This window comes from Paenarthrobacter sp. 22069 (assembly GCF_052046035.1).
Taxonomy (GTDB): domain Bacteria; phylum Actinomycetota; class Actinomycetes; order Actinomycetales; family Micrococcaceae; genus Arthrobacter.
In genome coordinates this window covers 18241-44326 of the sequence record NZ_JBQEQF010000003.1, presented here as the reverse complement: position 1 = coordinate 44326, position 26086 = coordinate 18241, and the positions used below count along the sequence as shown (strand labels likewise).

Genomic DNA, 26086 nt, shown 5'->3' with positions numbered 1-26086 from the left:
CCGGGACGCGGGGTTCATTGGCCGTTTGAGCAGCAGGAGCGCCGCGCCGCAGAGGACCATGATGAGGAGGAGCGTCACAGGATTCCTCCCGGGTCCATCCCCAGCCGGGCAGCCAGCGCCGGCCATGCAGGACCGGGGGCCCCGGATTCTTCAATGGCCGGAATCACGGTGAGCCCCTCCGCGGCGTCTGTCATAAGACCAATGCACAGCACTTTCCTGCCCCGCGCTGTCCTTCCGACATGGATAACGGCATCCAGGGCGCTGGCCGCTTGACGCCGAACGGCGTCGGGGCCCAGGCCCGCCAGGGCGCCAAGGGCGTTAAGCCTGGCGGGCACCGCTGCGGCGGTGTTTGCGTGGATGGTGCCTCCGCCTCCGCTGTGGCCGGTATTCATGGCGGTGAGGAGTTCGCGCACTTCAGCGCCGCGGCATTCACCCACCACCAACCTGTCGGGACGCATCCGCAGCGCCTGCCGGACGAGCTCCCCCAGGTCCACGGCGCCGCCGCCCTCAAGGTTTCCGTGCCGTGATTCGAGGGCCACCACGTGCGGATGGACGGGATTCAATTCTGCTGCGTCTTCGATCAGGACAAGCCGCTCCCCGGCTGGGCACAGGCCCAGCATGGTGGACAGCAGGGTTGTCTTCCCCGAGCCCGTAGCGCCGCTGATCAGGAAGCTCAGTTTCCTTTCGACAATCTTCTCGAGCACGTCCTGCACGCCCGGGCTGAACATGCCGCCCGAGCCCAACTCCGCCATGCTGAAGACCCTTTCCCTGCGGATCCGGACGCTCAGCAGGGTCCCTGAGGTGGAAACCGGCGGCAACACGGCATGGACACGGTAGCCGCCGGCAAGCCGGACGTCGACGCAAGGTGAACCGTCGTCAAGGCGGCGGCCACCCGCAGCCACGAGCCTGCAGGCCAGCGCCCGCAGCTGTGACTCGTTGTCGAACTGGACCGGAACGCGCTCGATGCCGCCGCCCTGGTCCACCCACACGGAGTCGGGGGCGTTGACAAAGATGTCCGTCACAGCGGGGTTCCGGGTGAGGACCTGCAGCGGTCCAAGCCCATTCAGCTCGGCGCTGATCCTCTCCACGGCGGCCAGGGACCCCGCAGTCCCCAGCAGCCTGCCGCTGGCCTGGACGGCGGCCGCCACCCGCGAAGGAGTTACAGTTCCGGCCTCCGCCATCATCGATTGGCGGACTGATTCCAGCAGGCCGGCATCGACGGTCCTGCCGCTGCCGGCCACTTCCCTGCTTCGCGCCTGGTCGCCGGCCTGGTTCGTTGCCAGGATCCTGGCCCTGCGCCGAGCGCCCAAACCTTCAGTTGGTGTGGCCCGGTCCGGTTCACGGGCGGGAACCGGACCGGCAGGGGACCTGCTCATGCCATGGCCCCCGCGTGCAGGTCCGCGCCAAGCCAATCGAACACGGAGGCTCCGAACTGCCGGATAGTCCGCCGCTTGCCAAGGTCAAGCAGCCTTCCCGTTTCCATGGCGCCCGGGACACCGCGCAGCTCGGGTATGCGCCCCTGCACCGGGAGTCCTATGGCGTCGGCGATCAGGGAACCGTCCAGCGCCGCCCCGGGCCGCCCGCGTACCAGCAGCGCCGCCTCCACCGGAGGAAACTCCTGGAGCAGCCTCAGTGCCGCGACTGCTGCCTTGAGCTGCGCAGGCACCACCATCATGATCCGGTCGCAGTCCCAAGCCATCGTATGAAGCGGTCCGGCGCCCCGTCCGACGTCCACCACCACCAGTTCATAGCCGCGGCGGGCAGCGTCCAGCACTCCCGCTGTGGCTGCGGCAGGGACCGGGACAAGCTGCTCCCGGGTGGCAGGCCATGACAGGAAGGAGAACCCTCCGGCCACTGGGAGGGAATCGGCAAGCTGCAGGGGATCAATGCTTCCGCGGGCTTCGGCGAGGTCCGGCCAGCGCAGGCCCGGGGTTTCCTCGGCGGCAAGCGCCAGTTCCACGCCTCCGCCCCAGGGGTCGCCGTCAACCAACAGGACACGGGCACCCAGCCCTCCGGCGGCCTGGGCAATCCAAATGGCCGCTGTTGTGGCGCCCGCACCACCGCAGCCGCCGGTAATGCCAAGGACAAGCCCTCCCGGTCCCGGAGAGCGCGACCGGCTGAGGTGGTCGGCAAGCCACGCTGCGGCGTCGGGCAGCACGGCGACGCGTTCTGCACCCAGTGCGGCCGCAAGATGCCAGAGGCTGTCCCCCTCACCGTCGAGGCCCACCATGACGGCGGGGGCGTGCCGCCGTGGGGGCAGCTCGCGGACATCACTGCCCACCAGGACAGCGGAAGCCGCGTCCCAGTATCGCGCGCCATCCAGTGGGTCGGAGACAACACGCAGATGCGCCCCCGCGGCAGCCACAATGCGCTCCACCTCGGTGCGGAGGACGACGGAGGCAGTGACCAGCAGCACCTCCCGCGAAGGGTCCGGCGCCAGATGGCCGGGGACCACAGGGGCCAAGGCCGCAACGTCCGGCACCGATTGACCTGTTACCGACGTATCCGGCCCGGACCTCTCCGGCAGCCATGGGATTCCAACCGTGAGAGCGTCGTGGGTCCCCGCGGCTGCCGCGTCCGCATGGGCTGGTGGGGCCAGGCCCGTTGGCCGCCGGGATGAACCTGTGGGATCGACTGGCCTGGAAGGGGATGGGTCGAGTTGGTGCCTGCTCATGGAGCCACTCTGCCGCGGCGCCAAAATGCCGGTAAGGGAGCAAACCCCCTATGTGGACAATGTCGAACCGCGCACCCTCAGGGAAGGCCGCGGCCCCGATCAATCCCAACGTCGCGGCTCAAGCGCAGCCACGCCGCCTCGACCGGCGGGCACTGGCCCCACCTGCCGGGCGCAGGCCCAGTCGGCCCGCGCCGGCAGGGCACAATAAGAACATGTACCTGCTGCTCGCCGCCCATCCCCGCGGCGTCGCGCTTCAGGAAATACTGCCGGCGGGCCAGGCGAACCCGGCCAACCCCGAACCCCGCGTCCTGGCACCCGGAGACCTTCCCGCCGTCGTCCGCGAACTCGAAGTCCGTCGCCCCGCCGGCCAGCCGCCCCGCTGGATCTGGCACCGGACCCAGGACTGGTACCCGGCGCTGCTCGCCTCGGGAGTGGAGGTGGAGCGCTGCTACGACGTGGCCCTGTGCGGCAACATCCTGGCGTTTTCCCAGTTCAGTGCCCATACCGCGTACGCCAGGAACACCGACAGGGTCCCGGCGGAGGATCCCCTCCTCCCGCCGAAGGCACTGCAGCCTCCGCGCCCGCCTGCGGACCAGGGGGCGCTGTTCGATGACCCCGGCGCCGGGCAGGCATGCGGGTGGACGCTCGAAGACCTCCGCGCAGAATATGCGGAACAGCAGGGGGCGCTGCGCGAGGTGGAAACAGCGGAAAACCGCCGGAACCGCCTCCAGTTGCTGCTGGCGGCGGAGTCCGCGGCGGCGATGGTGGCTGCCGAGATGCAGCACGCAGGTGTCCCTTGGCGGGAGGACCTGCACGAACAAATCCTGGTGGATCACCTCGGGCCCCGCCCACCGGTAGGCCAGCGTCCAGCGAGGCTGGAGGCCCTGGCCGCGGAACTCCGTGGACTGCTCAACTCCCCGGGACTCAACCCTGACTCGCCGCAGGACCTGATGCGGGCGCTGCACCGCAACGGGATCGAGGTGAAGAGCACGCGGAAATGGGAGCTGCGCGAGTCCAGCCACCCCGCCATCGAGCCCCTGCTGGAATACAAGAAGCTCTCACGGCTGCACACCGCCAACGGGTGGGCCTGGCTTGACGCCTGGGTCTCCGGCGGCAGGTTCCGCCCGGAGTACGTGGTGGGCGGCGTTGTGTCGGGACGGTGGGCGTCGCGCGGCGGCGGGGCCCTGCAGATACCACGGCAGGTCCGGGGGGCAGTGCACGCCGATCCGGGCCACAAGCTCATCGTCGCCGATGCCTCGCAGCTGGAACCCCGGGTCCTGGTGGCCCTGGCACAGGACTCCATCATGGCGGAAGCGGCACGGGACCAGGACCTGTATGCCGGCATCGCTGCAAAGGGCTTCGGCGGCGACCGTGGCAAGGCGAAGATGGCCCTGCTGGGCGCCATGTACGGCGCCACATCCGGCGAGGCGGGCCGGCTGATGCCGCAGCTTGCCCGGACCTATCCGCGCGCCGTCGACTTCGTGGAGCGGGCAGCCCGGGCGGGCGAGGCCGGCGGGACGGTGACCACAAGGCTTGGCCGCAGCAGTCCTCCGCCCTCGGAGCGGTGGTACCTGAGCCAGCGCTCCGCCACGGCAGAGGAGCAGCGGCGGGCAGAGTCCGTCGCCCGGTCCCGGGGGCGCTTCACCCGGAACTTCGTGGTACAGGGCTCGGCTGCGGACTGGGCGGCGTGCTGGCTTGCGGAATTACGACGGCGGCTGCGCACCTTGCGGACGGCCGGCACTGGCGGAGGAGCCGGCACTGGCGGAGGAGCCGGCGGTGAGCTCGTCTTCTTCCTGCATGACGAAGTCATGGTGCACGCGCCATTGGAGGGTGTGGACGCCTGCATCAGCGCGATCGAGGAGTCTGCCCGCGCGGCGAAGGAGCTGCTGTTCGGGCCAATTCCCGTGGAGTTCCCGGTCAGCCTGGCGGTCGTCGACTCCTACAACCTCGCCAAATAGGAGCCCCGAAAGGCTGCTGCCAGCCACTCGCAGCCCATTGCGGAACGCCAAGTAATCTACCCGGCGGTAGCTATGCGGGCACGGTGACGGACGTTACAGTCGAAGCGGCGACTGATGCAGACCGGTCCACACGCTGATGCAACGACGCATACCAGGGAGGTCCCCGTCCATGGCGGGAAGATTTGAAATACACCGTACAGGCGACGAATCGTATCGGTTGCGGCTCACCGATGCGGAGGGCAACATCGTTGCGGTCTCGCCAACATTCAAGTCCCTGAACCTGCTCCGCGACGGCATCAATGCCATGCGCGAAAATGCCGCCACCGGAATTGTGGTGGATCTGCGCCAGCAACAGGCGTAGGGCCTAAACCCCAATGGGGTGCAGCCGGTTCCGGTCCCACGGAACGGACCACCCGAGCTGGTCGAAGAGGCCGCTCAAGACAATCCCCGTGAACCCCCACACCACCACGCCCTTGACAGTGAAGGCCGGGCTGTCGAAGGTGCGGCCCGCACGGTGGACGGTGGCCATGACGCGGTTGTCCGGGTCCAGGAGGTCCCGGACGGGGACTCGGAACACCTGGGCGGATTCGCCGTAGTCAACCACCCGGACCGGCGACGGCGCTTGCCACCACCCGAGCACCGGGGTCACCAGGAAGTTGCTGTGCGCCAGCCCCAGCTCCTGGAGCGTCCCCAGTACTTCCACGCCGCCTGAATCCAGTCCGGTCTCCTCCTCGGCTTCCCGCAGGGCGGCAGCAACCGCAGTCTCGCCCCTGTCGATGCCACCGCCGGGAAACGCCACCTGGCCCGGATGGGACCCAAGGGTGTGGGCGCGTTCCAGGAGCAGGACGTCCAGGTCCGCGGGCGCCAGCGGCTTGCCCGATTCGGCCGGGACATCGTCCAGGACGCCGAAAAGCATCAGGACCGCTGCCCTGCGGGCGCGCGCGGCATCCACGGTCAGTGCAGCCCAGCGCGGATCGGCCGGCCCTGGCGTTCCGGATTCCGCCCGGCGGACCAGCTCCGCCAAATCGTCCCGCGCGCTCACGGGGTTCTCTTCTGCGACGCCATCCGGATCTCCGCGGCGCGGTGCTGTTCCGCCAGGTACTGATCCAGGAGGGCCTCGTTGCCGGGCGCGAGTTCATACTTCAGGAGCTTGGCGGCCTTGACGGGGTCCGTCTCGCCCAGCCCGTAACTGGGACACCAGGTGGCCACCGGGCACGCACCGCAGGCGGGCTTCCGGGCGTGGCAGACGCGCCGGCCGTGGAAGATCACGTGGTGGGACAGCATGGTCCAGTCCCGCCGCTCGAACAGCTCCGCAACATCCTGTTCGATTTGCACCGGGTCCTCGGACTGGGTCCACCCGAACCGCTTGGCCAGCCGGGCGAAATGGGTGTCCACCGAGATGCCGGGGATGCCGAAGGCATTGGCCAGCACCACGTTGGCGGTCTTGCGGCCCACACCGGGCAGCGTGACCAGGTCCTCCATCCGCCCGGGGACCTCGCCGTCAAAGTCGTCCACCAGCCGTCCGCACAGCGTCAGGACGTTCCGCGCCTTCGCGCGAAAGAATCCGGTGGGCTTGAGGATGGCTTCAAGCTCCGCGGGGTCCGCTTCGGCAAGGGATTTCGCGTCGGGCCAGCGGGCGAACAGCACTTTCGTCACCTGGTTGACGGTGACGTCGGTGGTCTGGGCGGACAGGACCGTGGCGACGAGCAGCTCGAACGGGTTGCGGAAATCCAACTCCGCATGCGCGTAGGGATACTTTTCGGCCAGGGCCCGGTGGATACGCCGCGCCCGCCGCTTCAGTGCCAGGACGGATTCGGACGAGACCACGGGCATTCCTGCGGCCTGGCCGGTCTTGGTGCGTGTCCCGGCCACGGCGTCAGCCGCGCTCGATGTTGCTGAGGTCGCGCAGGACGCCCAGCCGCCCGTCGGTGTGCTGGACCAGGAACTCGTGGCCGCGGTCCTCCAGGGCCAGCACCCACCCGCCGGGTTCAATGACGAATGCCGGGGCGCCGGTGCGGGGGTCGAACGCGGTGCGGTGCTGTGCCACCGCGAACCAAAAGGCTTCGTGGATCGGCTGCCCGTCGGTTTCGTCATGCCGGCTGGCCGGGTCCACGGTCGCTCCAATGGGCTGCTCCACCTGGACCTGCTGGTGCACTGCGGTGGCGGCGGGCGGCTCCCATGCCGCCTGCGGGGCATGGGCAGCGGGAACCTCGCCATGCTGGGTCTCCTCCGGTTCAGGCGTCGGGGCAGGACGGACGACGTCGGCCGCCTGGGTGGGCGGGCCCGCGTCCACGTCGGGAGTCCGGTCGGAAGCTTCGGGAGCGGTTGACACCGGCGTGGAGGCAGCCGGACCGGCAGCCGGGGCGCTTGCGGCAGGACCAGCTTCGGCGGGCGGTGTGCTGGACGCTGCGGCGGCACCCCCGGCGGCGGTCACGGGGACGGCCGCGGTCGCGGGCGCGGTCGGGGGCGCGGTGGCGGGAACCTGGCCGGAACGGACGGGCTCAGGGCTGGGGCCCGGGTTTCCGCCGCCCGGCTGTCCGGAAGCGCCCGGTTGAACGGCGGAAGAGCCCGGCTGGGCAGGAGAGCCCGGCTGGGCAGAAGTGCCCGAATGAACGGCGGAAGACCCGGCACCCGCGCCGCCAAACAGGCCACCTGCCTTGCCGCCGGCCTTGGACGGACCGGGGCCTGATTCGGGCTTGGGCGCCTTGGGTGCGCGTGGCTTTCGCGCCGGGGTGGAAGCTTCCCTGGCCACGACATGCGCCGGCGCCTCGGGCCGGTCCTTGAAATCGCCGGACAGGTACGGGATGAAACGTCCCAGCACTGTGGCGGCGAACAAGACAAGCGAGCCGATCAGGCCCACCAGCAGGCTGGCGACATACCCTCCGGCTACCGAGAGGAAGAAGAACGCGACGGTGAAGGAGGCCACCACGGAGGCGAACTGGTCGATCGACAGGGAACCCACCCGGAGCCGGGTGGCAGGGGCCAGGCGGCGCGCGGCGAACAGGGCACTGACGATGACCGGCAGGATGATGCCCAGCCCCAGGAAGAACAGGTTGTTCAGGTTCCACAAGTTGTAGCGGGCCCCGAAGAGGGGCAGCAGGGACGCGACAAAAAGGATGAGCGTGCCGCCAAAGACGGCAAGGTCCCGCACCGTGAACGGGCCAAGGACTGCCTGGTTGGCGTTGGGGTCAATCTTCCCGGAAGCAGCCTTCTGGCCTGCAGCCTGTCCCTTGGCGGCATTGCCGGCGGGCGAGGTCCCTGATCCACCGGGGGCGGATCCGAAGCCTGCGTGGCTGGTCCCGGTATCCGGGCCCGTTCGCTGGCCGAAGCTCTGCTGGTTCATTCTGCTCTCCTTAGTGGCGGCACCGGGCCCGAAAACTGTGCCGTCTTGACATGCGGTCCGCGCCCGGCATGGCATTGCCTGCGCCAGGCCGGAGGGGTCCGAAGTGAAGTCACAATTCCATCTCAGCCTAGTCAACAGCCAGGCTGATCACTAGCTGGCGTGGGCCTTCCCGGCCGCCATACGGGCAGCGGGAACGCCATTCACCGCTTAAAAAATGCCGCTTACGGGTGTGCATGTGACGCGGCGCACAGAGGATGCGCGGCAAGCATTAGGCTTGATTCCGGAACAGCTCTTTGCGGTATGTCCGCCCCCGGCTGGAGCCATTGCCGTGCGTACGGCGGGCCCGAAGGGACGGCATGCTGCGCGGCAAAGATCGATGAATGATGAGGTTCACATGTCCCAGGACACTCCCAGCTCCACTGCCACCGTTCGGTCCGATTCCGGCCGGCAAGGCCACCAGGGCGACGCCTTTGAGAACCTGCTCAATGAGACCCGGGCTTTCCCTCCCACTCCGGACTTCGCAGCGAACGCCGTCGTGACCGCCGAAGAGTACGGCGAAGCGAATGCTGACCGCCCGGCGTTTTGGGCGAAGAAGGCGCGGGAGCTGCTGACGTGGTCCAAGGACTTTACGCAGGCTCTGGACTGGTCGGATCCGCCGTTCGCCAAGTGGTTTGTTGGCGGGGAAGTCAACGCGGCCTACAACGCGCTGGACCGGCATGTCGAGGCCGGCAAAGGCGACCGCGTGGCCATCTACTTCGAGGGCGAGCCGGGCGATACCCGCACCTACACGTACGCGCAACTGACTGAAGAAGTAAAGAAGGCAGCCAACGCCTTCGAGTCCCTGGGCGTGGCCAAGGGCGACCGGGTGGCCGTCTACTTGCCCATGATCCCGGAAGCGGTCATCACCATGCTGGCCTGCGCGCGCATCGGCGCCGTCCATTCCGTGGTGTTCGGCGGCTTCTCCGCCGATGCGCTCCGGTCGCGCATCGACGATGCCGAGGCCAAGCTGGTGGTCACCGCCGACGGCACCTACCGCCGCGGCAAGCCAAGCCCGCTGAAGCCGGCCGTTGACGAGGCTCTGGCCCACGACGGCCACACGGTGCAGAACGTGGTGGTGGTCAAGCGCAACGGCCAGGACGTTGACTGGCAGGAAGGCCGGGACCACTGGTGGGCTGACACCGTGGAGAAGGCATCCGCCGAGCACGCCGCGGTGGGCCACGATTCCGAGCACCCGCTGTACATCCTCTACACCTCCGGCACCACCGGGAAGCCCAAGGGCATCCTGCACACCACCGGCGGCTACCTCACCCAGACCGCCTACACCCACCGGGCGGTCTTCGACCTGCACCCGGAAACGGATGTGTACTGGTGCACGGCCGACGTCGGCTGGGTCACCGGCCACTCCTACGTCACCTATGCGCCGCTCATCAACGGCGCTACCCAGGTCATGTACGAGGGCACCCCGGACTCCCCCCACCAGGGCCGCTGGTGGGAGATCGTGGAGAAGTACAAAGTCTCCATCCTCTACACCGCCCCCACCGCCATCCGCACCTTCATGAAATGGGGCTCGGACATCCCGGCGAAGTACGACCTCTCCTCGCTGCGGGTGCTCGGCTCGGTGGGTGAACCCATCAACCCCGAAGCGTGGATGTGGTACCGGAAGGTCATCGGCGGCGACAAGGCGCCCATCGTGGACACCTGGTGGCAGACCGAAACCGGCGCCCAGATGATCGCCCCGCTGCCCGGCGTCACCGCCACCAAGCCCGGCTCCGCGCAGGTGCCGCTGCCCGGCATCGCCGTGGACGTGGTGGACGAGATGGGCGAATCCGTACCGAACGGGCACGGCGGGTTCCTGGTCATCCGGGAACCGTGGCCCGCCATGCTCCGCGGGATCTGGGGCGACCCGGAACGCTTCAAGGACACCTACTGGTCCCGCTTCGAGAACATGTACTTCGCCGGCGACGGAGCCAAGAAGGACGAGGACGGTGACATCTGGCTCCTGGGCCGCGTGGACGACGTCATGAACGTCTCCGGCCACCGGCTCTCCACCACCGAAATCGAATCCGCCCTGGTCAGCCACCCCGCCGTGGCGGAGGCCGCCGTCGTGGGTGCCACGGACGAAACCACCGGCCAGTCCGTCGTCGCGTTCGTCATCCTCCGCGGTGACGCCGCCAACAACGGCGACGAAACCGTCCAGGAACTGCGAAACCATGTGGGCAAGGAAATCGGGCCCATCGCCAAACCCAAGAACATCCTGGTGGTCCCCGAACTGCCCAAGACCCGCTCCGGGAAGATCATGCGCCGCCTCCTCAAGGACGTCGCGGAAGGCCGCGACCCGGGCGATGCCACCACGCTGTCGGATCCCACCATCATGCAGCAGATCGCCCAGTCGCTCAGAAAGTAACACTGGCTTAGCATCTGCGCCGCCAGCGCCGGATGGCCCTGCTTCCCCGTCAACACGGGGAAACAGGGCCATTTCTTCTTTGTGACGATTCAACCGGCCCCGTTGCCGAAATTGTTATTTAACGTTCTTCCCTGTTCGCTTTTGCACGGTTATAGTCGATATATGTGAGGTGCCTCACACGCGGCTATTTTTCAAGGGAGAGAACATGGCGACAAAGTCCGATGCGTCTGCCAACGCATTTCCAAGCAGGCGGACCATCCTCAAAACAGTTGGCGTGGGGGCAGTCGGCCTGGCCGGCATCCCGTTCCTGGCCGCCTGTACGGGCGGCAGCGCCCCATCGGCAACAGGCACGGAGTCATCCGGCCTGACATTTGGCTCCGGAGCTTCGGATGACGTCCCCAAGCGTGCTTACCAGGCCGTCACAGACGCCTTCACGGCAAAGACCGGCAAGAAGGTCACCACTAACGTCGTGCCCCACAACGATTTCCAGAACAAGATCAATTCGTACCTGCAGGGTTCCCCGGACGACGCCTTCACCTGGTTCGCCGGCTACCGAATGCAGTACTACGCCGGCAAGGGGCTGCTCGCTCCCATTGACGATGTTTGGCAGACCATTGGCGGCAACTACTCCGACGCGTTGAAGAAGGCCTCGACCGGGCCGGACGGCAAGATGTATTTCGTTCCCAACTACAACTACCCATGGGGGTTCTTCTACCGGAAGAGCCTGTGGGCTGAGAAGGGCTACCAGGTTCCGGAAACCTTCGACGCACTGAAGTCGCTGGCCACCAAGATGAAGGCCGACGGCATCATCCCCATTGGTTTTGCCGACAAGGACGGCTGGCCGGCCATGGGTACCTTCGACTACCTCAACATGCGGCTCAACGGCTACCAGTTCCACGTGGACCTGTGCGCCCACAAGGAATCCTGGGACCAGCAGAAGGTCACCTCCGTTTTCGACACCTGGAAGGCGCTCCTTCCGTTCCAGGACCCCGCAGCGCTCGGCCAGACCTGGCAGGACGCCGCCAAGGCCCTGGAAGCGAAGAAGACCGGCATGTACCTCCTCGGCTCCTTCGTCACGCAGCAGTTCACCGATCCCGCGGTACTGGACGACATCGATTTCTTCGCCTTCCCGGAGATCGCGATGGAAGGCCGGGACGCGGTCGAGGCACCCATCGACGGTCTGCTGCTCTCGAAAAAGGGCGGCGACAACAAGGCCGCCCGGGACTTCCTGGCCTTCCTCGGCACGCCCGAGGCCCAGGACGCCTACGCCAAGGTCGACAACTCGAATATCGCAACCGCAAAGGGTGCGGACACCTCAAAGTTCACGCCGCTCAACAAGAAGTGCGCGGACACCATCAAGAACGCCAAGTACATCAGCCAGTTCTTTGACCGGGACGCATTGCCGGCCATGGCCAACAACGTGATGATCCCTGCCCTGCAGAGCTTCATCAAGGACGGCAGCGTGGATGTCAAGAACCTTGAGGCGCAGGCCAAGACCCTTTACGCAGCGCAGTAACTGAACACAGCGCAGTAATTGGACACAGCGCAGTAGTCCCGTCAGAGGAAGGACGACGGCGGCAGGGAACTTTCCGCCGTCGTCCTTCCGACCTGCACCAGGCCCCAGCAAGGGAAAGATTTCCATGAGCAGCACCGCACAAGAACTAATCCCGCCGGAAGCGCGGGAACCCGCCGGCCCCCGGGCCGCCAAAGGTGGCCGCGTCCGCCGTTTGTCCGGCCGGGACAAACTGGTCCTGACCCTGATGGTGGGCATCCCCACCCTGATCGAACTGGCCCTCGTCTGGCTGCCAACGCTGATGTCCGTGGGACTCAGCTTCACCCGCTGGAACGGCCTGGACCTGGCGGACATCCACCCGGCCGGGGCCGAAAACTACCAATTCATTTCCCAGGACTACCCGCCGTTCTGGCCCGCCGTCCAGCACAACATGCTGTGGCTCCTTTTCCTGGCCCTGATCGCCACGCCCCTGGGCCTGTTGCTGGCGGTGCTCCTGGACCAGAACATCCGCGGCAGCAAGATCTACCAAAGCATCTTCTTCGCCCCCGTCATGCTGTCCCTCGCCCTGATCGGCATCATCTGGCAGCTGTTCTACCAGCGGGACAACGGGCTCCTGAATTTCCTCCTGGGCACCGCCGGCACGCCGCACGCGGTGGACTGGTTCGGAGACTCGTCGGTCAACATCTGGGCCGCCATGATCGCGGCCACCTGGCGCCATGCGGGCTACGTCATGCTGCTGTATTTAGCCGGCCTGAAGGGCGTCGATCCGAGCCTCAAGGAAGCCGCGGCCATCGACGGCGCCAGTGCCGTCCAGACCTTCTTCCGCGTGGTCTTCCCGGCCATGCGCCCCATCAACATCGTCATCGTCGTGATCACCATCATCGAGTCACTCCGCGCCTTCGACGTCGTCTACGTCATCAACCGCGGCACCAACGGCCTGGAAATGCTCAGCGCCCTGGTGATCCAGAACCTGGTGGGCGAGGGCCAGGTGATCGGCGTCGGGTCCGCACTGGCGGTGGTCCTGCTGGTCATCTCGCTTGTTCCCATCGTCTTCTACCTCAGCCGCACCTTCGGCAAGGAGAACCAAGCATGAGCATTGCCGCTGCCCGCGCCGCCGGGAACGCCACCACCACCCAGTCCCGCTCCGGCAGCCGGCCCAAGCGCCACTACGGAACACACATCTTCCTGGTGGCCATGGCCGTCATGTGGCTGATTCCGCTGGGCTGGGCCCTCTACACCGCGCTCCGGCCGGTGGCCTCCACCAATGAGCACGGCTACTTCAGCGTGGCCGGGGAATTCAACTTCGACAACTTCGTCCAGGCCTGGACCCAGGGTGGGTTCGCCACCTATTTCTGGAACTCCGTCATCATCACGGTCCCCTCCGTCCTGCTGACGCTGTTCCTTGCCTCCCTGATGGCATTCGCCGTCAGCCGGGTGAACTGGAAATTCAACATCACGCTGCTGATCATGTTCACGGCCGGCAACCTCCTGCCCCCGCAGGTCCTGGCTGCGCCCCTCTTCGAGATGGCCAAACACCTGGAGGTGCCGTATTCGTTCAGCGACTCCGGCAACCTGCTGAACACCTACATCGTGGTGATTGCCATCCACATCGCGTTCCAAATGGGGTTCTGCACCTTCGTACTTTCCAACTACATGAAGGCACTGTCCGCAGACCTGACCGAAGCTGCGCTGGTGGACGGTGCGGGCATCTGGCGTCAGTACCGCGAGATCATCATGCCTCTGTGCCGCCCGGCGTTCGCCGCGCTGGCCACGCTTGAGGTCATCTTCATCTACAACGACTACTTCTGGCCCCTCCTCTTCATCCAGAGCGGCAACCGGCTTCCCATCACCACCGCCATCAACAACCTGCAGGGACAGTTCCTGAGCAACTACAACCTCCTGGCCGCGGGAGCGGTCATCACCGTCATCCCCACCCTGGTCATCTACCTGCTCCTGCAGCGGCAGTTTGTTGCGGGCCTGACACTGGGTTCCAGCAAGGGGTAGGTAAAGATGGAGTGTGACCGGGGATCCAGCTCCCCCAGACGCCGCCCGAAAGGAACAGCATGCTCCCCGCCGCTCGACACCAGGCCATCGTGGACACCGTCCAGCGGGAACGGGTAGTCCGCGTGTCCGACCTTGCCCAGCAGCTGGGCGTCTCCCTCATGACGGTCCGGCGGGACATCGAGCTCCTCGAAGAGAGCGGCCAGGTGGAGCGGATCCACGGCGGTGCCAAGCTGCCCGGCGGAGCCACCACCCACGAACCCGGTTTCGAGCTGAAGTCGACGCAGTTGCCCGCGGAGAAGCGGGCAATCGCCGTCGAAGCAGCGGGGATGGTCCATGAAGGCATGGCAGTGGGACTCAGCGCGGGAACCACCACGTGGGCGCTCGCCCAGGAACTGGCGAGGGGACCGCGTATCACCGTGGTGACGAACTCGGTGCGGATTGCCGATCTCTTCCACCCGGCCGCCGCGTCCGGGACCACCTTCGGTTCAACGGTGATCCTGATTGGCGGCGAACGTACGCCGTCGGACGCGCTGGTGGGGCCAATTGCGACGGCGGCGCTTAAGCAGCTGCACCTGGACCTGCTGTTCCTGGGCGTGCACGGCATGGACAGGGATGCGGGCTTCACCACCCCAAACCTGCTGGAAGCCGAGACGGACCGGGCCTTCGTGGCGGCATCCCGCAAGCTCGTGGTGGTGGCCGACCACACCAAGTGGGGCACCCAGGGTATGAGCACCATCGCCGCACTCGAGGAAGCGGACGAGGTGATCAGCGACGCCGGCCTCAGTGCCGATGCGCGGCGCACCCTCGAGGAGAGCGTCAGCCGGTTGCGGATTGCCCATTCGGTCTAGCCCCGCCAGCCCGGGCTGCCGGGGCTGCATGGATCGCCCGCAGGAGTCCGATGCCCTGCATGTCGGACGTCGCGAAGATCGCGGTTGGCCGGTTCACCGATGCCAGCATCGGCTGCCCTGCCGTGTAGCCTCCGGGCCGAGTGAATGCGTGTAGGCGATGGGTCCCCCGGGCAGGCCTGCCTGCTGCAGTGCCTCACGCCAAACAACTTCGCAGCCGTCGGTCGGACCCGGGTCGTTCGCCCCGACCCCGCCGGGTGCCGCCGCCCCCTCCTCGCGGCGGCGGCGCCCGGCTTCCCCTTCCCGTGAATTTCTTCCTGTGCGTTACTTAACACGCAACCTTGAACGTCGAAAGAGACCTCCCTATGGATCCCCTGCATCTCCGTTCCGCCGGCACCAGCCTGCTGATCAGCTTCGACAGCGGGGAGGCCGAGGTCATCCACTGGGGGGCCGACCTGGGCCCCGCCTTGCCGGACCTGGCCATCCTCGCCGCTGCCGTTCCGCCGTCGTCGATCGACGCCAGGGTTCCCGCAGGCCTGCTGCCCCAGGCGTCTTCCGCCTGGCGCGGGCGGCCCGCCCTGCGCGGCCACCGGATGACCGACGACGGCCCGGGCCGTGACTTCTCGTCGCGCCTCCGCACCACGTCGGCGACGGCGGAGGGCACCAGCGCCACCATCGTGCAGGCCGATCCCGACACGGGCATCAGCGTCTCGTCGCACCTCACGCTCCATTCCGGCGGCCTGCTGGAACTCCGGCATACCGTCACCAACGAAGGCACCACTCCATTCCAGGTGGACGAACTGGCCACCGTCCTGCCCGTGGCGCCGGACGCCGTCGAACTTCTCGACCTGACCGGGCGGTGGTGCCGGGAACGCCACCCGCAGCGGCACGCCATCCAGCAGGGCACCTGGGTCCGCACCGGACGGCACGGGCGCACCGGGCACGACTCCTCCCTGCTGTTCGCCGCCGGCACCAAGGGCTTCGGGAACCGCCACGGCAAAGTCTGGGCGACGCATCTGGCCTGGAGCGGCAACCACGAGCAGTTCGCGGACACCATCGGCGACGGGCGGACCATGATCGGCGGCTCGGAGCTCCTGGGACCGGCAGAAGTTGTCCTCGCACCCGGGGCCAGCTACACCTCGCCTGCCCTGTTCGCGGCCTACTCGGACCGTGGCCTGGACGGCATCACCGAGGCTTTCTACAGCTGGTTCCGCTCCCGGCCCCATCACGTGCTCCCCGCCGCATCCACCGGCCTGCCCGCCGGCAAGGCCCGGCCCGTTGTCCTCAACGTCTGGGAAGCGGTCTACTTCAACCACAACCTTGAGGTGCTTACCGAGCTCGCAGAGTCCGCCGCCGACCTCGGGGTGGAGCGCTTCGTCCTCGACGACGGCTGGTTCCGCGGCCGCCGCGACGACCACGCAGGCCTGGGCGACTGGTACGTGGATGAAACCCTTTGGCCGGATGGCCTGGAACCCCTGATCGACGCCGTGACGTCGCGCGGCATGGAGTTCGGGTTATGGGTGGAGCCGGAAATGGTGAACCTGGACTCAGATATCGCCCGCGCCCACCCTGACTGGATCGTGCGCCCGTCGGCTGCGGCGCACAAGGACGGCGGCCGGCTGCCGCTCGAATGGCGCAACCAGCACGTCATCGACCTGGTGAACCCGGCTGCGTGGCAGTACATTTACGACCGCATCGATGCCCTCCTGTCTGAAAACAACATCAGCTACCTGAAGTGGGACCAGAACCGGGACCTTGTGGAACACGGCCATGGGGGCCGCGCTTCCGTGCACGCGCAGACCCTTGCCGCGTACCGGCTGTTCGACGAGCTCCGAAAAGCCCACCCCGGCGTCGAAATCGAAAGCTGCTCCTCCGGCGGCGCCCGGGTGGACCTGGGCATCCTGGAACGGACGGACCGGATCTGGGCCTCCGACTGCAACGACGCCTTGGAGCGGCAGACCATCCAGCGCTGGACCGGAGCGGTGGTTCCGCCGGAACTGGTGGGCAGCCACATCGGCCCCACCACCTCGCACACCACGGCCCGCACCCACGACCTGTCCTTCCGCGCCATCACCGCCTTCTTTGGCCACTTCGGCATGGAATGGGATGTGCGCGGCGTGCAGGGAAGGGAGCGCGATGAGCTTCGGCGGATTGTGGGGCTGTACAAGGAGCACCGGGGCCTGGTCCACAGCGGGCGGCGGGTCAACGCGGACGTGGCTGACGAGTCGTTCCTGCTGCACGGGGTGGTGGCGGACGGCTCCCTGGCGGATGGATCTGTAGCGGAAGGCACGACGGCGGCCCTGTTCGCCGTCGTCAGCACCCGCACCTCCGCTGCCGAGCAGCCGGGGCGCATGGGACTTCCCGGCCTGGAACCGGAGCGGAATTACCGGGTGGAGCTCATCGCCCCTATCGAGGAGGACGCCGATTACGCGCACACTTTCACCCAGGCGCAGCCGCCGTCGTGGCTCGCTGGCGGCGCTGTTGCCGGCGGCCGCTTCCTGGCCGAAGTGGGGCTCCCGATGCCGGTCCTCAACCCGGAGCACGCACTGCTGCTGAAGGTCACTGCCCTCTAGGGAAGCAGGAACCCGGCCGCCGCCCATGGAAACGTAAAAATGCGCGGCGGGCCGGGCCACCCGATAGATTTGCAGGCATGACTGAAGCTTCCTCCACCGCTGATGCCGGCCGCGGCACCATCCTGGTCATTAATGGCCCCAACCTGAACCTGCTGGGTACGCGGGAGCCGGAGAAGTACGGCACCTCAACCCTTGCCGACGTGGAGCAGTTGGCCGCCTCCACCGCGAAGCAGCACGGCTTCGCCGTGGAGTGCGTCCAGTCCAACCACGAAGGCGTCCTGCTGGACGCCATTCACGCCGCGCGCGGCACGGCGGCAGGAATCGTCCTGAACGCGGGGGCTTTCACGCACACGTCCGTGGCACTGCGTGACGCCCTGGCAGCCGTCCAGCTTCCCGCCGTCGAGGTCCACATCACCAATGTGCACCAGCGCGAGGAATTCCGGCACCACTCCTACCTGTCGCCCGTCTGCGCGGCCGTTATTGTGGGCGCGGGCGTGTTCGGCTACAAGCTGGCCATCGACTACCTGGCCGAGGTCCTGTAGCCGGAAGGATTACTTCTGGATGCATTGTCCCGAGGACACCGGGGATGACAGTGCCGGTGCCTGCTCCGCGACAGGCTCCAGGTCATTCATGCTGATGGCGAATCCCACTTCGGCGTCCGACGTTGCCTTGGCAAAGACAACCCCGGCCACCTGGCCGTCGGTGGTGAGCAGCGGGCCGCCCGAGTTGCCGGGCTGGACGTCCCCTGCGAGCCGGTAGATGTCCTCCGGCGAGGGGTTGTTGCCGTAGATGTCCGGGACCAGGACGGTGGCGATGTCCTGGACGGTGGCGGGCTTGGACTGGAAGGGCCCGCCGTGCGGGTACCCGGCGAACGCCGCCTGGCTGCCCCCGGGGAGATCGCGGCCCAGCGGCAGCGGCCGGGACGGCAGGTTGTCCACGGCCAGGACTGCCAGGTCCCGCCGGGTGTCGAAGTAGACCACACGGCCGGGCATCGCACCGCCGTCGGGCATCTCCACCACCGGCTGCGACACGCCCGCCACCACGTGCGCGTTGGTCACCACCCGGTCCGGGGACACTACAAAGCCGCTGCCGGTCTGGTTCTGGCCGCATTCATAGGCCGTTCCCGCGATCCGCAGCACGGACTGCGCCGCTTTGTTCAACGCGGGCGTGTTGGTGCTCGTGTTGGGGACCTGGACCTTCTGGCCCTGGTCCAGGCCCTCGAGCAGCGTGGGAATGCCGTTGCCGATCACCGTGGAACGCAGCTCAGCCATGGTGGCCTTGACCGGGGTGGGGGTCAAACCCTCAATGAAACGGATGACCTTGGACTCAGCCAGCTGCTGGGACACCACCGGCACGCCCAGGGAGCTGACGCTGAATGCCAGCATGGACATCACCAGTGCTGAGACCACCAGGTTGAGCACTCCGCCCACCAGCCGGTCAACCACCCGGAGCGGCCCGATCCGCACTACGCCCCGGAGTTGCCGGCCCACCATGGTGCCCAGGCCGTGGCCCAGTGCCATCAGGACGACGGCGGCGGCGATGATGGCGGTAAGCCTCCACCCGGGGTCGGCTACGAAGGAGCTGACGAGGGGGACGGCGAAGAAGGCGGCGACGGCGCCGGCGGTAAACCCGGCGAGGCCGCCGACGGTGACGAGGAACCCGTTGCGAAGGCCATAGATCAGATATGACAACAGCGCCAGGATCAGGACGAGGTCCAGGACAGTCAGGCCGACCACAAAGGCTCCTTATTAACAGTTGAACCCCCATTCTAGTGGCGCACGCTGACAATCCTCTGTGGGGTGCAGCAGCGTGCGGCAGTTCCGGAACCGGCTGCCTGCGGGCGTTTCGGCTGCCAAGTTCGTCACAGAACGTTGAAAATTCTGAAACAATGGCACAAGCGCCACAGCCGATACTTTTACTCAGGAGATTTCATGGACATCGAGGTACTGCGCCGAGCACCCCTTTTCGCCACGCTCGACGACGACGCATTCCGCCTGCTGACGGATGAACTTACCGAGGTGGACCTGTCCCGCGGAGCCTCCGTGTTCCGCGAAGGAGACCAGGGCGACCAGCTCTACTTCATCGTCTCCGGCAAGGTGAAGCTCGGCCGCACCTCCCCCGACGGCAGGGAATCCCTCCTGGCCATCCTGGGCCCGGGTGAACTCTTCGGCGAAATGGCGCTGTTCGATCCCAGCCCCCGCACGGCCACCGCCACGGCTGTGTCCGAAACCCGGCTGGCGGGGCTCAAGAACGAGAGCCTGAACGCCCTGCTGCGCACCCGCCCCGAGGTCTCGGCCCAGCTGCTGCAGGCCCTGGCCCGCCGCCTGCGCCGCACCAACGACTCCCTGTCCGACCTCGTCTTCTCTGACGTCCCCGGCCGCGTGGCCAAGGCCCTGCTGGACCTTGCAGACCGCTTCGGCCGCCCGGCAACGGACGGCGTCCTGGTGGCTCACGAGCTCACGCAGGAGGAACTGGCACAGCTCGTGGGCGCATCCCGGGAAACGGTGAACAAGGCCCTGGCCGAATTCGTGCAGCGCGGCTGGCTCCGCCTGGAGGCCCGTGCAGTGGTCATCCTGGACATGCAGCGCCTCCGCCAGCGCTCCCGCTAGGACCATACAAGAAAGGCCGCCCCGAGGGGCGGCCTTTTCTGTTGCGCGGATGCGGGAGTCAGTTCTTCTGTACGTCCAGTTCGACGACGGCCCATGACAAGGCGGGAAGGCTGAGCCGCAGCTCGGAGCCGTTCGCTTTTGCCCCTTCCAGGGGCTTCAGGCCCACGCGGCCCGGATTCTCCCGGTCGTTGATGCTGAAACGGTCGCCACCTTCCGGGATTTCCAGCACTTCCGCCCTGAGCACCCGCTGTGCGTCGAAACCCCGCAGGGCCACCTCCACGTCCGCAGCCTCGTCAAGGCCGCGGTTGGCGAGGAACAGTGCAACGCGGCCCGTTTCCTCGTTCCATGTGGCGCTGACGTCCACCAGGTCGGTGTCACCAAAGCGGGCGTTGGCGTACTTGTCCGAGTCGACCGACAACTGCAGGATCCGGCCCTTCGCCAGTTCTGCCATCCGCGAGAACGGGTGGAAAATGGTTTGGCGCCACGCCGGGCCGTTCTCCTCGCTGAAGATGGGGGCAATAACGTTGACCAGTTGTGCCTGGTTGGCGATCTTGACCCGGTCGCCGTGGCGGAGCAGCGAATTGAGAAGGGTGCCGACGACGACGGCGTCCGTCACGTTGTACTTGTCCTCAATGACCCTGGGGTGTTCGCGCCAGCCGGCCTTGGAAACGTTGTGCGGCTGGTCCTCCGTGTCGAGGCCGCGCTGGTACCAGACGTTCCACTCGTCGAAGGACAAGTTGATGTGCTTCCTGTGCTTGCCCTTTGCCCGGACCGCATCAGCCGTGGCGATGACGGATTCGATGAAGTAGTCCGTGTCAACCGCGCTGGCAAGGAAACTGCCAACGTCCCCGTCGTGCTCCTGGTAGTAGGCGTGCAGTGAAACGTAGTCCACTTCGTCGTAGGTGTGCGCCAGGACTGTTTGCTCCCAGGCGCCGAAGGTGGGCATGCCGGAGTTCGAGCTGCCGCAGGCTACAAGTTCGATGTCGGGATCCACGAACCTCATCGCCTTGGCGGCCTCCTGCGCCAGCCGGCCGTACTCTTCGGCCGTCTTGTGCCCGATCTGCCAGGGGCCGTCCATTTCATTGCCCAGGCACCAGAGCTTGATGTTGAAGGGATCCTTGTGTCCGTTCTTGGCCCTCAGGTCGGAAAGGCGGGTTCCGCCGGGATGGTTGGCGTACTCGACGATCGCCCGGGCAGCGTCCACTCCCCTGGTGCCGAGGTTGATGGCTTCCATGATTTCGGTCCCCGCCTGCCGGGACCAGTCCACAAACTCGTGAAGGCCGAAGGCATTCGTTTCTACGGTGTGCCATGCGCCATCAAGCCGGCGGGGCCGGTCCTGCCGCGGGCCGATCCCGTCTTCCCAGTCGTAGCCGGAAACGAAGTTGCCGCCCGGATAGCGGATGACTGTGGCTCCGAGTTCCTTGACGAGTTTGAGGACGTCCTGGCGGAAGCCGTTGCCGTCAGCCTCCGGATGGCCCGGTTCGTAGATGCCGGTGTACACGCACCGGCCCATGTGCTCCACAAACGAGCCAAAAAGCCGGCGGGGCACGTCGCCGATGGTGAAGTCGCGATCGAGGGTAATCCTGGCGCGGGACATATGCAGTGTCTCCTTGGAATTGAAAAGGCGTGTGGTGGAAATGGAGGTTGGGTGTCAGGTTCCAGCGAGTCCGGTCGTCGCCACGCCCTTGATGATCTGGCGCTGGAAGAACAGGAAGAGCAGGATCAGGGGCAGGGCCGCGAGCAGCGCGGACGCCATGTTCTGGGCGTACTGGATGCCGTAGGCACTCTTGATTGTCTGAAGTCCCACGGGGAGGGTCAGGACGGACCCGTCATTGGTGGCAATGAAGGGCCAGAGGAAGTTGTTCCAGGCGCCGATGAACACGAAGATCGCCACGGCAGCGAGGATGGGGCGGGACAGCGGAAGGATGACCTGGAGGAAGATCCGCATGCGGCTGGCCCCGTCCATGACCGCCGCTTCCTCGAGCTCACGCGGGATCTGGTCGAAAAACTTCTTGAGCACGAACACCATGGCGGGGTGGATGACCTGCGGCAGGATGATGGCCCAGGAAGTATCGATCATCTGCAGTGCCACCATTTGGTAGAACAGCGGAATGATGAGGACGGGCGGCGGAATGATGATGGACGCGATGATCACCGTCATCAGGACCTTCTTGCCCCTGAAGTCAATCCGGGACAGCGCATAGGCCACCAGCGCCGAAATGGCCAGCGTAATGACAGTGATGGCGGCAGAGGTGTACAGGGAGTTCCACGTCCAGAGCGGGATGTTGCCATCCTGGAAAACCTTGATAAACGCGTCGGCAGTGAAGCCCGACGGCGGGATCCAGCTGATCTTCGGGGCTGCGGCGTCCGTCTCGCTCTTGAAAGCGGTGGCGGTGGCCCAGGCGAAGGGCACCAGCCACAGGACGGCCAGGAGCGCGGCGGCTGCCAGGACTGCTACCCGGCCTGGGGTCATCCTGGCGCCGGACTTCCTGGGCGGGGCGGAGTCCAAAGAGGAGGAAACGGGGCGGGTGAGGGTTTGGGTTGCCATGGTTATGCGCTCCTGCGGCGTGTAATGAGGAACTGGATGACTGAAACCGCCACGATCAATCCAAAGAAGATGTAGGAAATGGCCGCGGAGTATCCCAGGCGATAGCCGGTGAAGCCGGTTTCAAAGATGTACTGCACCACGGGCCGGGTGGAACCCCCTGGACCGCCTGCCGTCATTTGGTAGACCTGGTCGAAAATCTTGAGCGAGGCCAGGATCTGGAGGAGGACGATCATGACGGTGGTGGGAGCCAGTTGCGGCAGGGTGATCGAGAAGAACTGCCGCCAGGCCCCGGCGCCGTCCAGTGATGCTGCCTCGTAGTGCTGGACGGGGATGTTCTGCATGGCAGCCAGATACAGGAGGAAGTTGAAGCCCACCGTCCACCAGAGGGTAGCGATGACAATGGCCCACATGGCGACGCCGGGATCGTTCAGCCAAGCCACCTTCGGCAGGCCGATCCGGGCCAGCGAGTCGTTGATCAGGCCCAATTGGGGGTTGTACATCCAGGTGAAGAACAGGGATACGACGGTGGAGGCCAACAGGTACGGGGCAAAATAGGAAAGCCGCCACAGCCATTGTGCCGGCAGCCCGGCGTTGACCAGGGCCGCCATGACCAGCGCAACGATGACCAGGGGTACCGTGCTGATGACGGTGAAGTACAGGGTGTTGCCCATGGAGTGCCACATGTCGGCGTCGGCGAGGGCCTCGGCGTAATTCGCGAAGCCGATGATGCTGTCGTTGGCGCCGGTGAGTGACTTGCCGGTCAGGCTCATGTACAGCCCGTACAGCAGCGGCCACACGAGGAAGACCAGGAAGAACGCCAGGAACGGCGTAGCGAAAGCCCATCCGTTGATGGTGTCCCTGCTCCCCCGGCTGCGTTGCCGGATTGGGTTGGGCGTGGCCTGGTGGGACAGTTTGTGACGGGAGAGACCGGGCAGCGGCCCCGCCTGTCCTTCGCTGTTGCGGGATGTTGCTAGTGAACTCATGTGGGACTCCTATGTCGCTTGGCGGTTCACACCGGGTTGGGACGGGAGAGAAGGGTGTTGGTGCGCCGCACGAAGGCATCCCAGCCGTCAGCCGCCTTGTCCCGGCCGAGGAGCACGTTCTGCACCGTATCGGCGAAGTAGGTCTGCCAGTCGGATCCCGACCCGCTGAACCAGGCCTCGGGGTCGTAGGCAATGATGTCCGCGGCATTCGCGTAGTGGATTTGCGGGGTGAGGTCGCGGTAGGCCTGGGACTGCACAACCGGCTGGTAGGCGGGGATGTGCCCTGCCTCGGCCCAGGACAGCGAGCCTTTGAGGATGTCGCTGACGAATTTATAGACGTCGCGGCGCTTGGCATCGTCAACGTTCAACTGCCGGGGAAGTACGAAGGAATGCGAGTCAGCGTAGGCTGCCGGTGTCCCGTACAGGGTGGGGATGGTGGCGGCGTCAACGGGCAAGTTTGCCTTCTTGAAGGTAGGAAGTTCCCAGACCCCGCTAAAGAGCATGCCCGACCCTCCGCGGGCGAACTCGGCGATTCCGGTACTGATGTCACCGCTCTGGGCCGCAATGGTGTCGTCGAAGAGCGATGCCATGAACTCCAGTGACTCAACTGCCGCTTCATTGTCCGCGACCATCGGCTTGCCTGGCGTCAACTCCATATCCGCGCCGTGCTGCCGGTAGAGGGTGTAGAAGAGGCGCCACATCTGTGAACCACTGCCCAGGTATCCGAAGGAAAGTCCGTGCGTCTGCGTCACCTTCTGCATTTCCCGGGCGATGCTGAGGAACTCCTGGGGCGACCCAGCCTCCTGCAGTTGCCCATTGCCGGCAAGCAGTCCTGCCTTGTCCGCAACGTCACGGTTGTAGAACATGACAAACGGATGCGAATCCAAGGCGAGCGAGAAGACTTGTCCACTGTGCTGGCTCTTGTCCCATATTCTCGGCGCGAAGCTTTCGGCTGTCACCCCATGCTCCGCCAAGAGTCCCAGGTCCCACGGGTCGATCAGTCCCCCGGGAGCATATCCCGGCACCCTGCTGGCATGCATGATGGCCAGTTCCGGCGGCCGGCCGCCAGCCGACGTCATGGCCAGCTTGGTGTAGTACGGCGGTCCCCATGCAAGGACGGTGGGGTGCACCCTGAACCCGGGGTTGGCATCGTTCACCTTGCCGATCATGTCCTGCATCTTGATGCCGTCGCCGCCGGACAAGAGATGCCAGAACTGGATATCCCGCGGGGCCGCTGCGGAGGCATTTCCGCCGCAGCCGGACAAGGCAGCCGCGGCGAACACGCTTCCCAATGCTGCGGTTCCGGACAGTAGCCCGCGCCTCGACAGTTGCCTGCCCTCGAAAAAATCAAACTGCTTCACCCGTCACTCCTTTGGATGGGTCCGCTGAAAAGCCATTCCGTTGCCACAACCGCTGCCGCCGGGGGTCCCGAGTCATTTTCCCGCAAGTCGGGTGTGACGCACGCCTCACATTACATCGATGTAATAGACGGCGCAATGAATATTTGTTAGCGCTCGCAAAGTGATTTGCCTGTCTCAATTTTCAAAGCCGGTGAAGGGAACGGAGCCAGGCCTTAGGAGGATGAACTTTCCCGCTCGACGATCGCGTAGTCCACGGCGACCACCTTTTGGGGTCCCCCGCGGTCGCCCATCCGTTCCGTGAGGAGGCGCAGGGCTTCACTGGCCACCCGCCGCTTATCAAACGAAACGGTCGTCAACGACGGAACGGCGTACTGCGCGTCGGCAATGTCGTCGAACCCAGCCACCGCTATGTCGTCCGGGACCCTCAGGCCGCGCTTCCACAGGACGCTGAGGGCACCGATGGCCATCGAATCCGTGAAACAAAAGAGGGCGTCGGGAGCCGGACGTGAGTCGAGATAGGCGGACAGCGCGTTGGCCGCAGCATCCGGGCTCCATTTTTCACACGGGATGATCAACGAGTCATCCCAAGGAATGCCCAGTTCCGCGAGTGCGGCCCGGTACCCGCGGGTCCGCAGTACGGCTGCGGCAGAACCCCTGCCCTCCGCGGCACCCAGGACGGCGATGCGGCGCCTGCCCGTCCTCCCCAGCGCCAGTGTCATGTCACGGGCAGCGGCAACACTGTCCACCCACACTCGGTCGGCGAGCTTCTGCGTGACCTCCCCCAGCAGCACCACCGGCGGAAGGGAGACTCCCACTTTGACGGCACTTTCGTCCAGTACCACGGGGTTGAGGATGAGCCCGTCAATCAGGTTGGAGCGGGCACGCGACATCAGCTCGTATTCGCGGGTGGGATCGGATCCTGTCTCCTCGATCTGTACGCTCCACCCCTGTTCGTGGGCCACTTCAACCACGTTATGGGCGATTTCCGCCGAGTAGGGGGTAGCCAGGTCCGGCAACGCCAGGGCAATGACCCCGGACCTGCCATTGCGCAGGCCCCGGGCAGACAGATTTGGGACGTAATCCAGCTCCGCCATGGCCTGCTCAACCCTGAGCCGGGTGGGACCACTGACCGGAATGATTCCGTTCATGACGTTGGAGACCGTTTTCGGCGAAACCCCTGCCAGGCGCGCTACGTCTTTGACCGTCGCCCGCAAAGGCGCCCCCTTGCTCCCGGTGTGGCTTTTGACCGATATTACTCTGGCCGCCGGCGC

General features: G+C 66.2%; 21 protein-coding genes. 10 read left to right on the top strand and 11 right to left on the bottom strand.

The features are described from left to right. Nucleotides 1-74: 74 nt before the first annotated feature. Nucleotides 75-1376 (bottom strand): TadA family conjugal transfer-associated ATPase, encoded by a 1302-nt coding sequence (locus tag ACTJK0_RS02995; RefSeq protein ID WP_440744167.1) that lies wholly within the window; start codon nucleotides 1374-1376, stop codon nucleotides 75-77. Then, the gene (ssd, locus tag ACTJK0_RS02990) at nucleotides 1373-2413 is read right to left on the bottom strand and encodes a septum site-determining protein Ssd (protein ID WP_440744318.1); all 1041 of its coding nucleotides are present in this window, start codon (nucleotides 2411-2413) and stop codon (nucleotides 1373-1375) included. Before ssd ends, ACTJK0_RS02995 begins: the two co-directional genes overlap by 4 nt. A 473-nt stretch (nucleotides 2414-2886) precedes the next feature. Here ssd and ACTJK0_RS02985 point away from each other — a divergent pair, with 473 nt between their 5' ends. Continuing rightward, nucleotides 2887-4632 carry a bifunctional 3'-5' exonuclease/DNA polymerase gene (locus ACTJK0_RS02985; protein ID WP_440744166.1) on the top strand — a complete coding sequence of 582 codons (1746 nt, stop codon included), beginning with the start codon at nucleotides 2887-2889 and terminating at the stop codon, nucleotides 4630-4632. A 217-nt stretch (nucleotides 4633-4849) separates the two neighbouring features. Beyond that, the gene (locus ACTJK0_RS02980) at nucleotides 4850-4993 is read left to right on the top strand and encodes a DUF1508 domain-containing protein (protein WP_440744165.1); all 144 of its coding nucleotides are present in this window, start codon (nucleotides 4850-4852) and stop codon (nucleotides 4991-4993) included. Between the two features lie 3 nt (nucleotides 4994-4996). On the opposite strand, the gene ACTJK0_RS02975 is transcribed toward ACTJK0_RS02980, so the two are convergent. From ACTJK0_RS02975 to ACTJK0_RS02965, 3 genes are read right to left on the bottom strand one after another with little or no spacing between them, the layout of a single operon-like run. Then, nucleotides 4997-5674, bottom strand: a complete 678-nt coding sequence (locus ACTJK0_RS02975) for an NUDIX hydrolase (protein ID WP_110541708.1) — start codon at nucleotides 5672-5674, stop codon at nucleotides 4997-4999. Continuing rightward, nucleotides 5671-6465: an endonuclease III gene (gene nth, locus ACTJK0_RS02970; protein WP_110542133.1), complete on the bottom strand. Its 795-nt coding sequence runs from the start codon at nucleotides 6463-6465 to the stop codon at nucleotides 5671-5673. The genes ACTJK0_RS02975 and nth overlap by 4 nt, the downstream gene beginning before the upstream one ends. A gap of 43 nt (nucleotides 6466-6508) precedes the next feature. Next, on the bottom strand, nucleotides 6509-7975 hold the full coding sequence (locus ACTJK0_RS02965) for a hypothetical protein (protein ID WP_440744164.1): 1467 nt from the start codon (nucleotides 7973-7975) through the stop codon (nucleotides 6509-6511). 394 nt (nucleotides 7976-8369) lie between these two features. On the opposite strand from ACTJK0_RS02965, the gene acs reads away from it, so the two are divergent. The 7 genes from acs to aroQ all read left to right on the top strand — a co-directional run bounded on the left by acs (nucleotide 8370) and on the right by aroQ (nucleotide 17856). After that, nucleotides 8370-10379 (top strand): acetate--CoA ligase, encoded by a 2010-nt coding sequence (acs, locus tag ACTJK0_RS02960; protein ID WP_110541710.1) that lies wholly within the window; start codon nucleotides 8370-8372, stop codon nucleotides 10377-10379. A gap of 274 nt (nucleotides 10380-10653) precedes the next feature. Beyond that, entirely contained in the window at nucleotides 10654-11895 is a 1242-nt protein-coding gene (locus ACTJK0_RS02955) for an ABC transporter substrate-binding protein (protein WP_440744163.1), read from the top strand. A gap of 124 nt (nucleotides 11896-12019) precedes the next feature. After that, entirely contained in the window at nucleotides 12020-12985 is a 966-nt protein-coding gene (locus tag ACTJK0_RS02950) for a carbohydrate ABC transporter permease (RefSeq protein ID WP_440744162.1), read from the top strand. Continuing rightward, entirely contained in the window at nucleotides 12982-13896 is a 915-nt protein-coding gene (locus ACTJK0_RS02945; RefSeq protein ID WP_110541713.1) for a carbohydrate ABC transporter permease, read from the top strand. Before ACTJK0_RS02950 ends, ACTJK0_RS02945 begins: the two co-directional genes overlap by 4 nt. 59 nt (nucleotides 13897-13955) lie before the next feature. Further along, a complete protein-coding gene (locus tag ACTJK0_RS02940) occupies nucleotides 13956-14744 on the top strand; it encodes a DeoR/GlpR family DNA-binding transcription regulator (RefSeq protein ID WP_110541714.1) in 789 nt (262 codons plus the stop codon). Nucleotides 14745-15106: 362 nt separating this feature from the next. After that, entirely contained in the window at nucleotides 15107-17314 is a 2208-nt protein-coding gene (locus ACTJK0_RS02935; RefSeq protein WP_440744161.1) for an alpha-galactosidase, read from the top strand. Nucleotides 17315-17391: 77 nt separating this feature from the next. After that, nucleotides 17392-17856 carry a type II 3-dehydroquinate dehydratase gene (gene aroQ, locus ACTJK0_RS02930; RefSeq protein ID WP_110541716.1) on the top strand — a complete coding sequence of 155 codons (465 nt, stop codon included), beginning with the start codon at nucleotides 17392-17394 and terminating at the stop codon, nucleotides 17854-17856. Between the two features lie 9 nt (nucleotides 17857-17865). Here aroQ and ACTJK0_RS02925 read toward each other — a convergent pair whose 3' ends face one another. Next, nucleotides 17866-19050, bottom strand: a complete 1185-nt coding sequence (locus ACTJK0_RS02925) for a MarP family serine protease (RefSeq protein WP_110541717.1) — start codon at nucleotides 19048-19050, stop codon at nucleotides 17866-17868. Between the two features lie 195 nt (nucleotides 19051-19245). Here ACTJK0_RS02925 and ACTJK0_RS02920 point away from each other — a divergent pair, with 195 nt between their 5' ends. Continuing rightward, nucleotides 19246-19923: a Crp/Fnr family transcriptional regulator gene (locus tag ACTJK0_RS02920; protein ID WP_011775987.1), complete on the top strand. Its 678-nt coding sequence runs from the start codon at nucleotides 19246-19248 to the stop codon at nucleotides 19921-19923. A gap of 58 nt (nucleotides 19924-19981) precedes the next feature. On the opposite strand, the gene arfA is transcribed toward ACTJK0_RS02920, so the two are convergent. The 5 genes from arfA to ACTJK0_RS02895 all read right to left on the bottom strand — a co-directional run bounded on the left by arfA (nucleotide 19982) and on the right by ACTJK0_RS02895 (nucleotide 26029). Beyond that, complete coding sequence (gene arfA / locus ACTJK0_RS02915) at nucleotides 19982-21520, bottom strand: arabinosylfuranosidase ArfA (RefSeq protein ID WP_440744160.1); 1539 nt, start codon at nucleotides 21518-21520, stop codon at nucleotides 19982-19984. Between the two features lie 54 nt (nucleotides 21521-21574). Next, nucleotides 21575-22471 (bottom strand): carbohydrate ABC transporter permease, encoded by an 897-nt coding sequence (locus ACTJK0_RS02910; RefSeq protein WP_440744159.1) that lies wholly within the window; start codon nucleotides 22469-22471, stop codon nucleotides 21575-21577. Nucleotides 22472-22473: 2 nt separating this feature from the next. Further along, a complete protein-coding gene (locus ACTJK0_RS02905; protein WP_440744158.1) occupies nucleotides 22474-23454 on the bottom strand; it encodes a carbohydrate ABC transporter permease in 981 nt (326 codons plus the stop codon). Nucleotides 23455-23480: 26 nt separating this feature from the next. Further along, nucleotides 23481-24815 carry an extracellular solute-binding protein gene (locus ACTJK0_RS02900; RefSeq protein ID WP_440744157.1) on the bottom strand — a complete coding sequence of 445 codons (1335 nt, stop codon included), beginning with the start codon at nucleotides 24813-24815 and terminating at the stop codon, nucleotides 23481-23483. Between the two features lie 212 nt (nucleotides 24816-25027). Then, entirely contained in the window at nucleotides 25028-26029 is a 1002-nt protein-coding gene (locus ACTJK0_RS02895; RefSeq protein WP_110541721.1) for a LacI family DNA-binding transcriptional regulator, read from the bottom strand. Nucleotides 26030-26086 lie beyond the last annotated feature (57 nt).

Excerpts from the sequence above, each read along its gene's own strand:
- ACTJK0_RS02965 (WP_440744164.1), bottom strand. The coding sequence starts at position 7,975 with ATGAACCAGCAGAGCTTCGGCCAGCGAACGGGCCCGGATACCGGGACC.
- ACTJK0_RS02940 (WP_110541714.1), top strand. The coding sequence starts at position 13,956 with ATGCTCCCCGCCGCTCGACACCAGGCCATCGTGGACACCGTCCAGCGG.
- ACTJK0_RS02945 (WP_110541713.1), top strand. The coding sequence starts at position 12,982 with ATGAGCATTGCCGCTGCCCGCGCCGCCGGGAACGCCACCACCACCCAG.
- aroQ (WP_110541716.1), top strand. The coding sequence starts at position 17,392 with ATGACTGAAGCTTCCTCCACCGCTGATGCCGGCCGCGGCACCATCCTG.
- ACTJK0_RS02920 (WP_011775987.1), top strand. The coding sequence starts at position 19,246 with ATGGACATCGAGGTACTGCGCCGAGCACCCCTTTTCGCCACGCTCGAC.
- nth (WP_110542133.1), bottom strand. The coding sequence starts at position 6,465 with ATGCCCGTGGTCTCGTCCGAATCCGTCCTGGCACTGAAGCGGCGGGCG.
- ACTJK0_RS02910 (WP_440744159.1), bottom strand. The coding sequence starts at position 22,471 with ATGGCAACCCAAACCCTCACCCGCCCCGTTTCCTCCTCTTTGGACTCC.
- ACTJK0_RS02995 (WP_440744167.1), bottom strand. The coding sequence starts at position 1,376 with ATGAGCAGGTCCCCTGCCGGTCCGGTTCCCGCCCGTGAACCGGACCGG.
- ACTJK0_RS02935 (WP_440744161.1), top strand. The coding sequence starts at position 15,107 with ATGGATCCCCTGCATCTCCGTTCCGCCGGCACCAGCCTGCTGATCAGC.
- arfA (WP_440744160.1), bottom strand. The coding sequence starts at position 21,520 with ATGTCCCGCGCCAGGATTACCCTCGATCGCGACTTCACCATCGGCGAC.
- acs (WP_110541710.1), top strand. The coding sequence starts at position 8,370 with ATGTCCCAGGACACTCCCAGCTCCACTGCCACCGTTCGGTCCGATTCC.
- ACTJK0_RS02985 (WP_440744166.1), top strand. The coding sequence starts at position 2,887 with ATGTACCTGCTGCTCGCCGCCCATCCCCGCGGCGTCGCGCTTCAGGAA.
- ACTJK0_RS02950 (WP_440744162.1), top strand. The coding sequence starts at position 12,020 with ATGAGCAGCACCGCACAAGAACTAATCCCGCCGGAAGCGCGGGAACCC.
- ACTJK0_RS02905 (WP_440744158.1), bottom strand. The coding sequence starts at position 23,454 with ATGAGTTCACTAGCAACATCCCGCAACAGCGAAGGACAGGCGGGGCCG.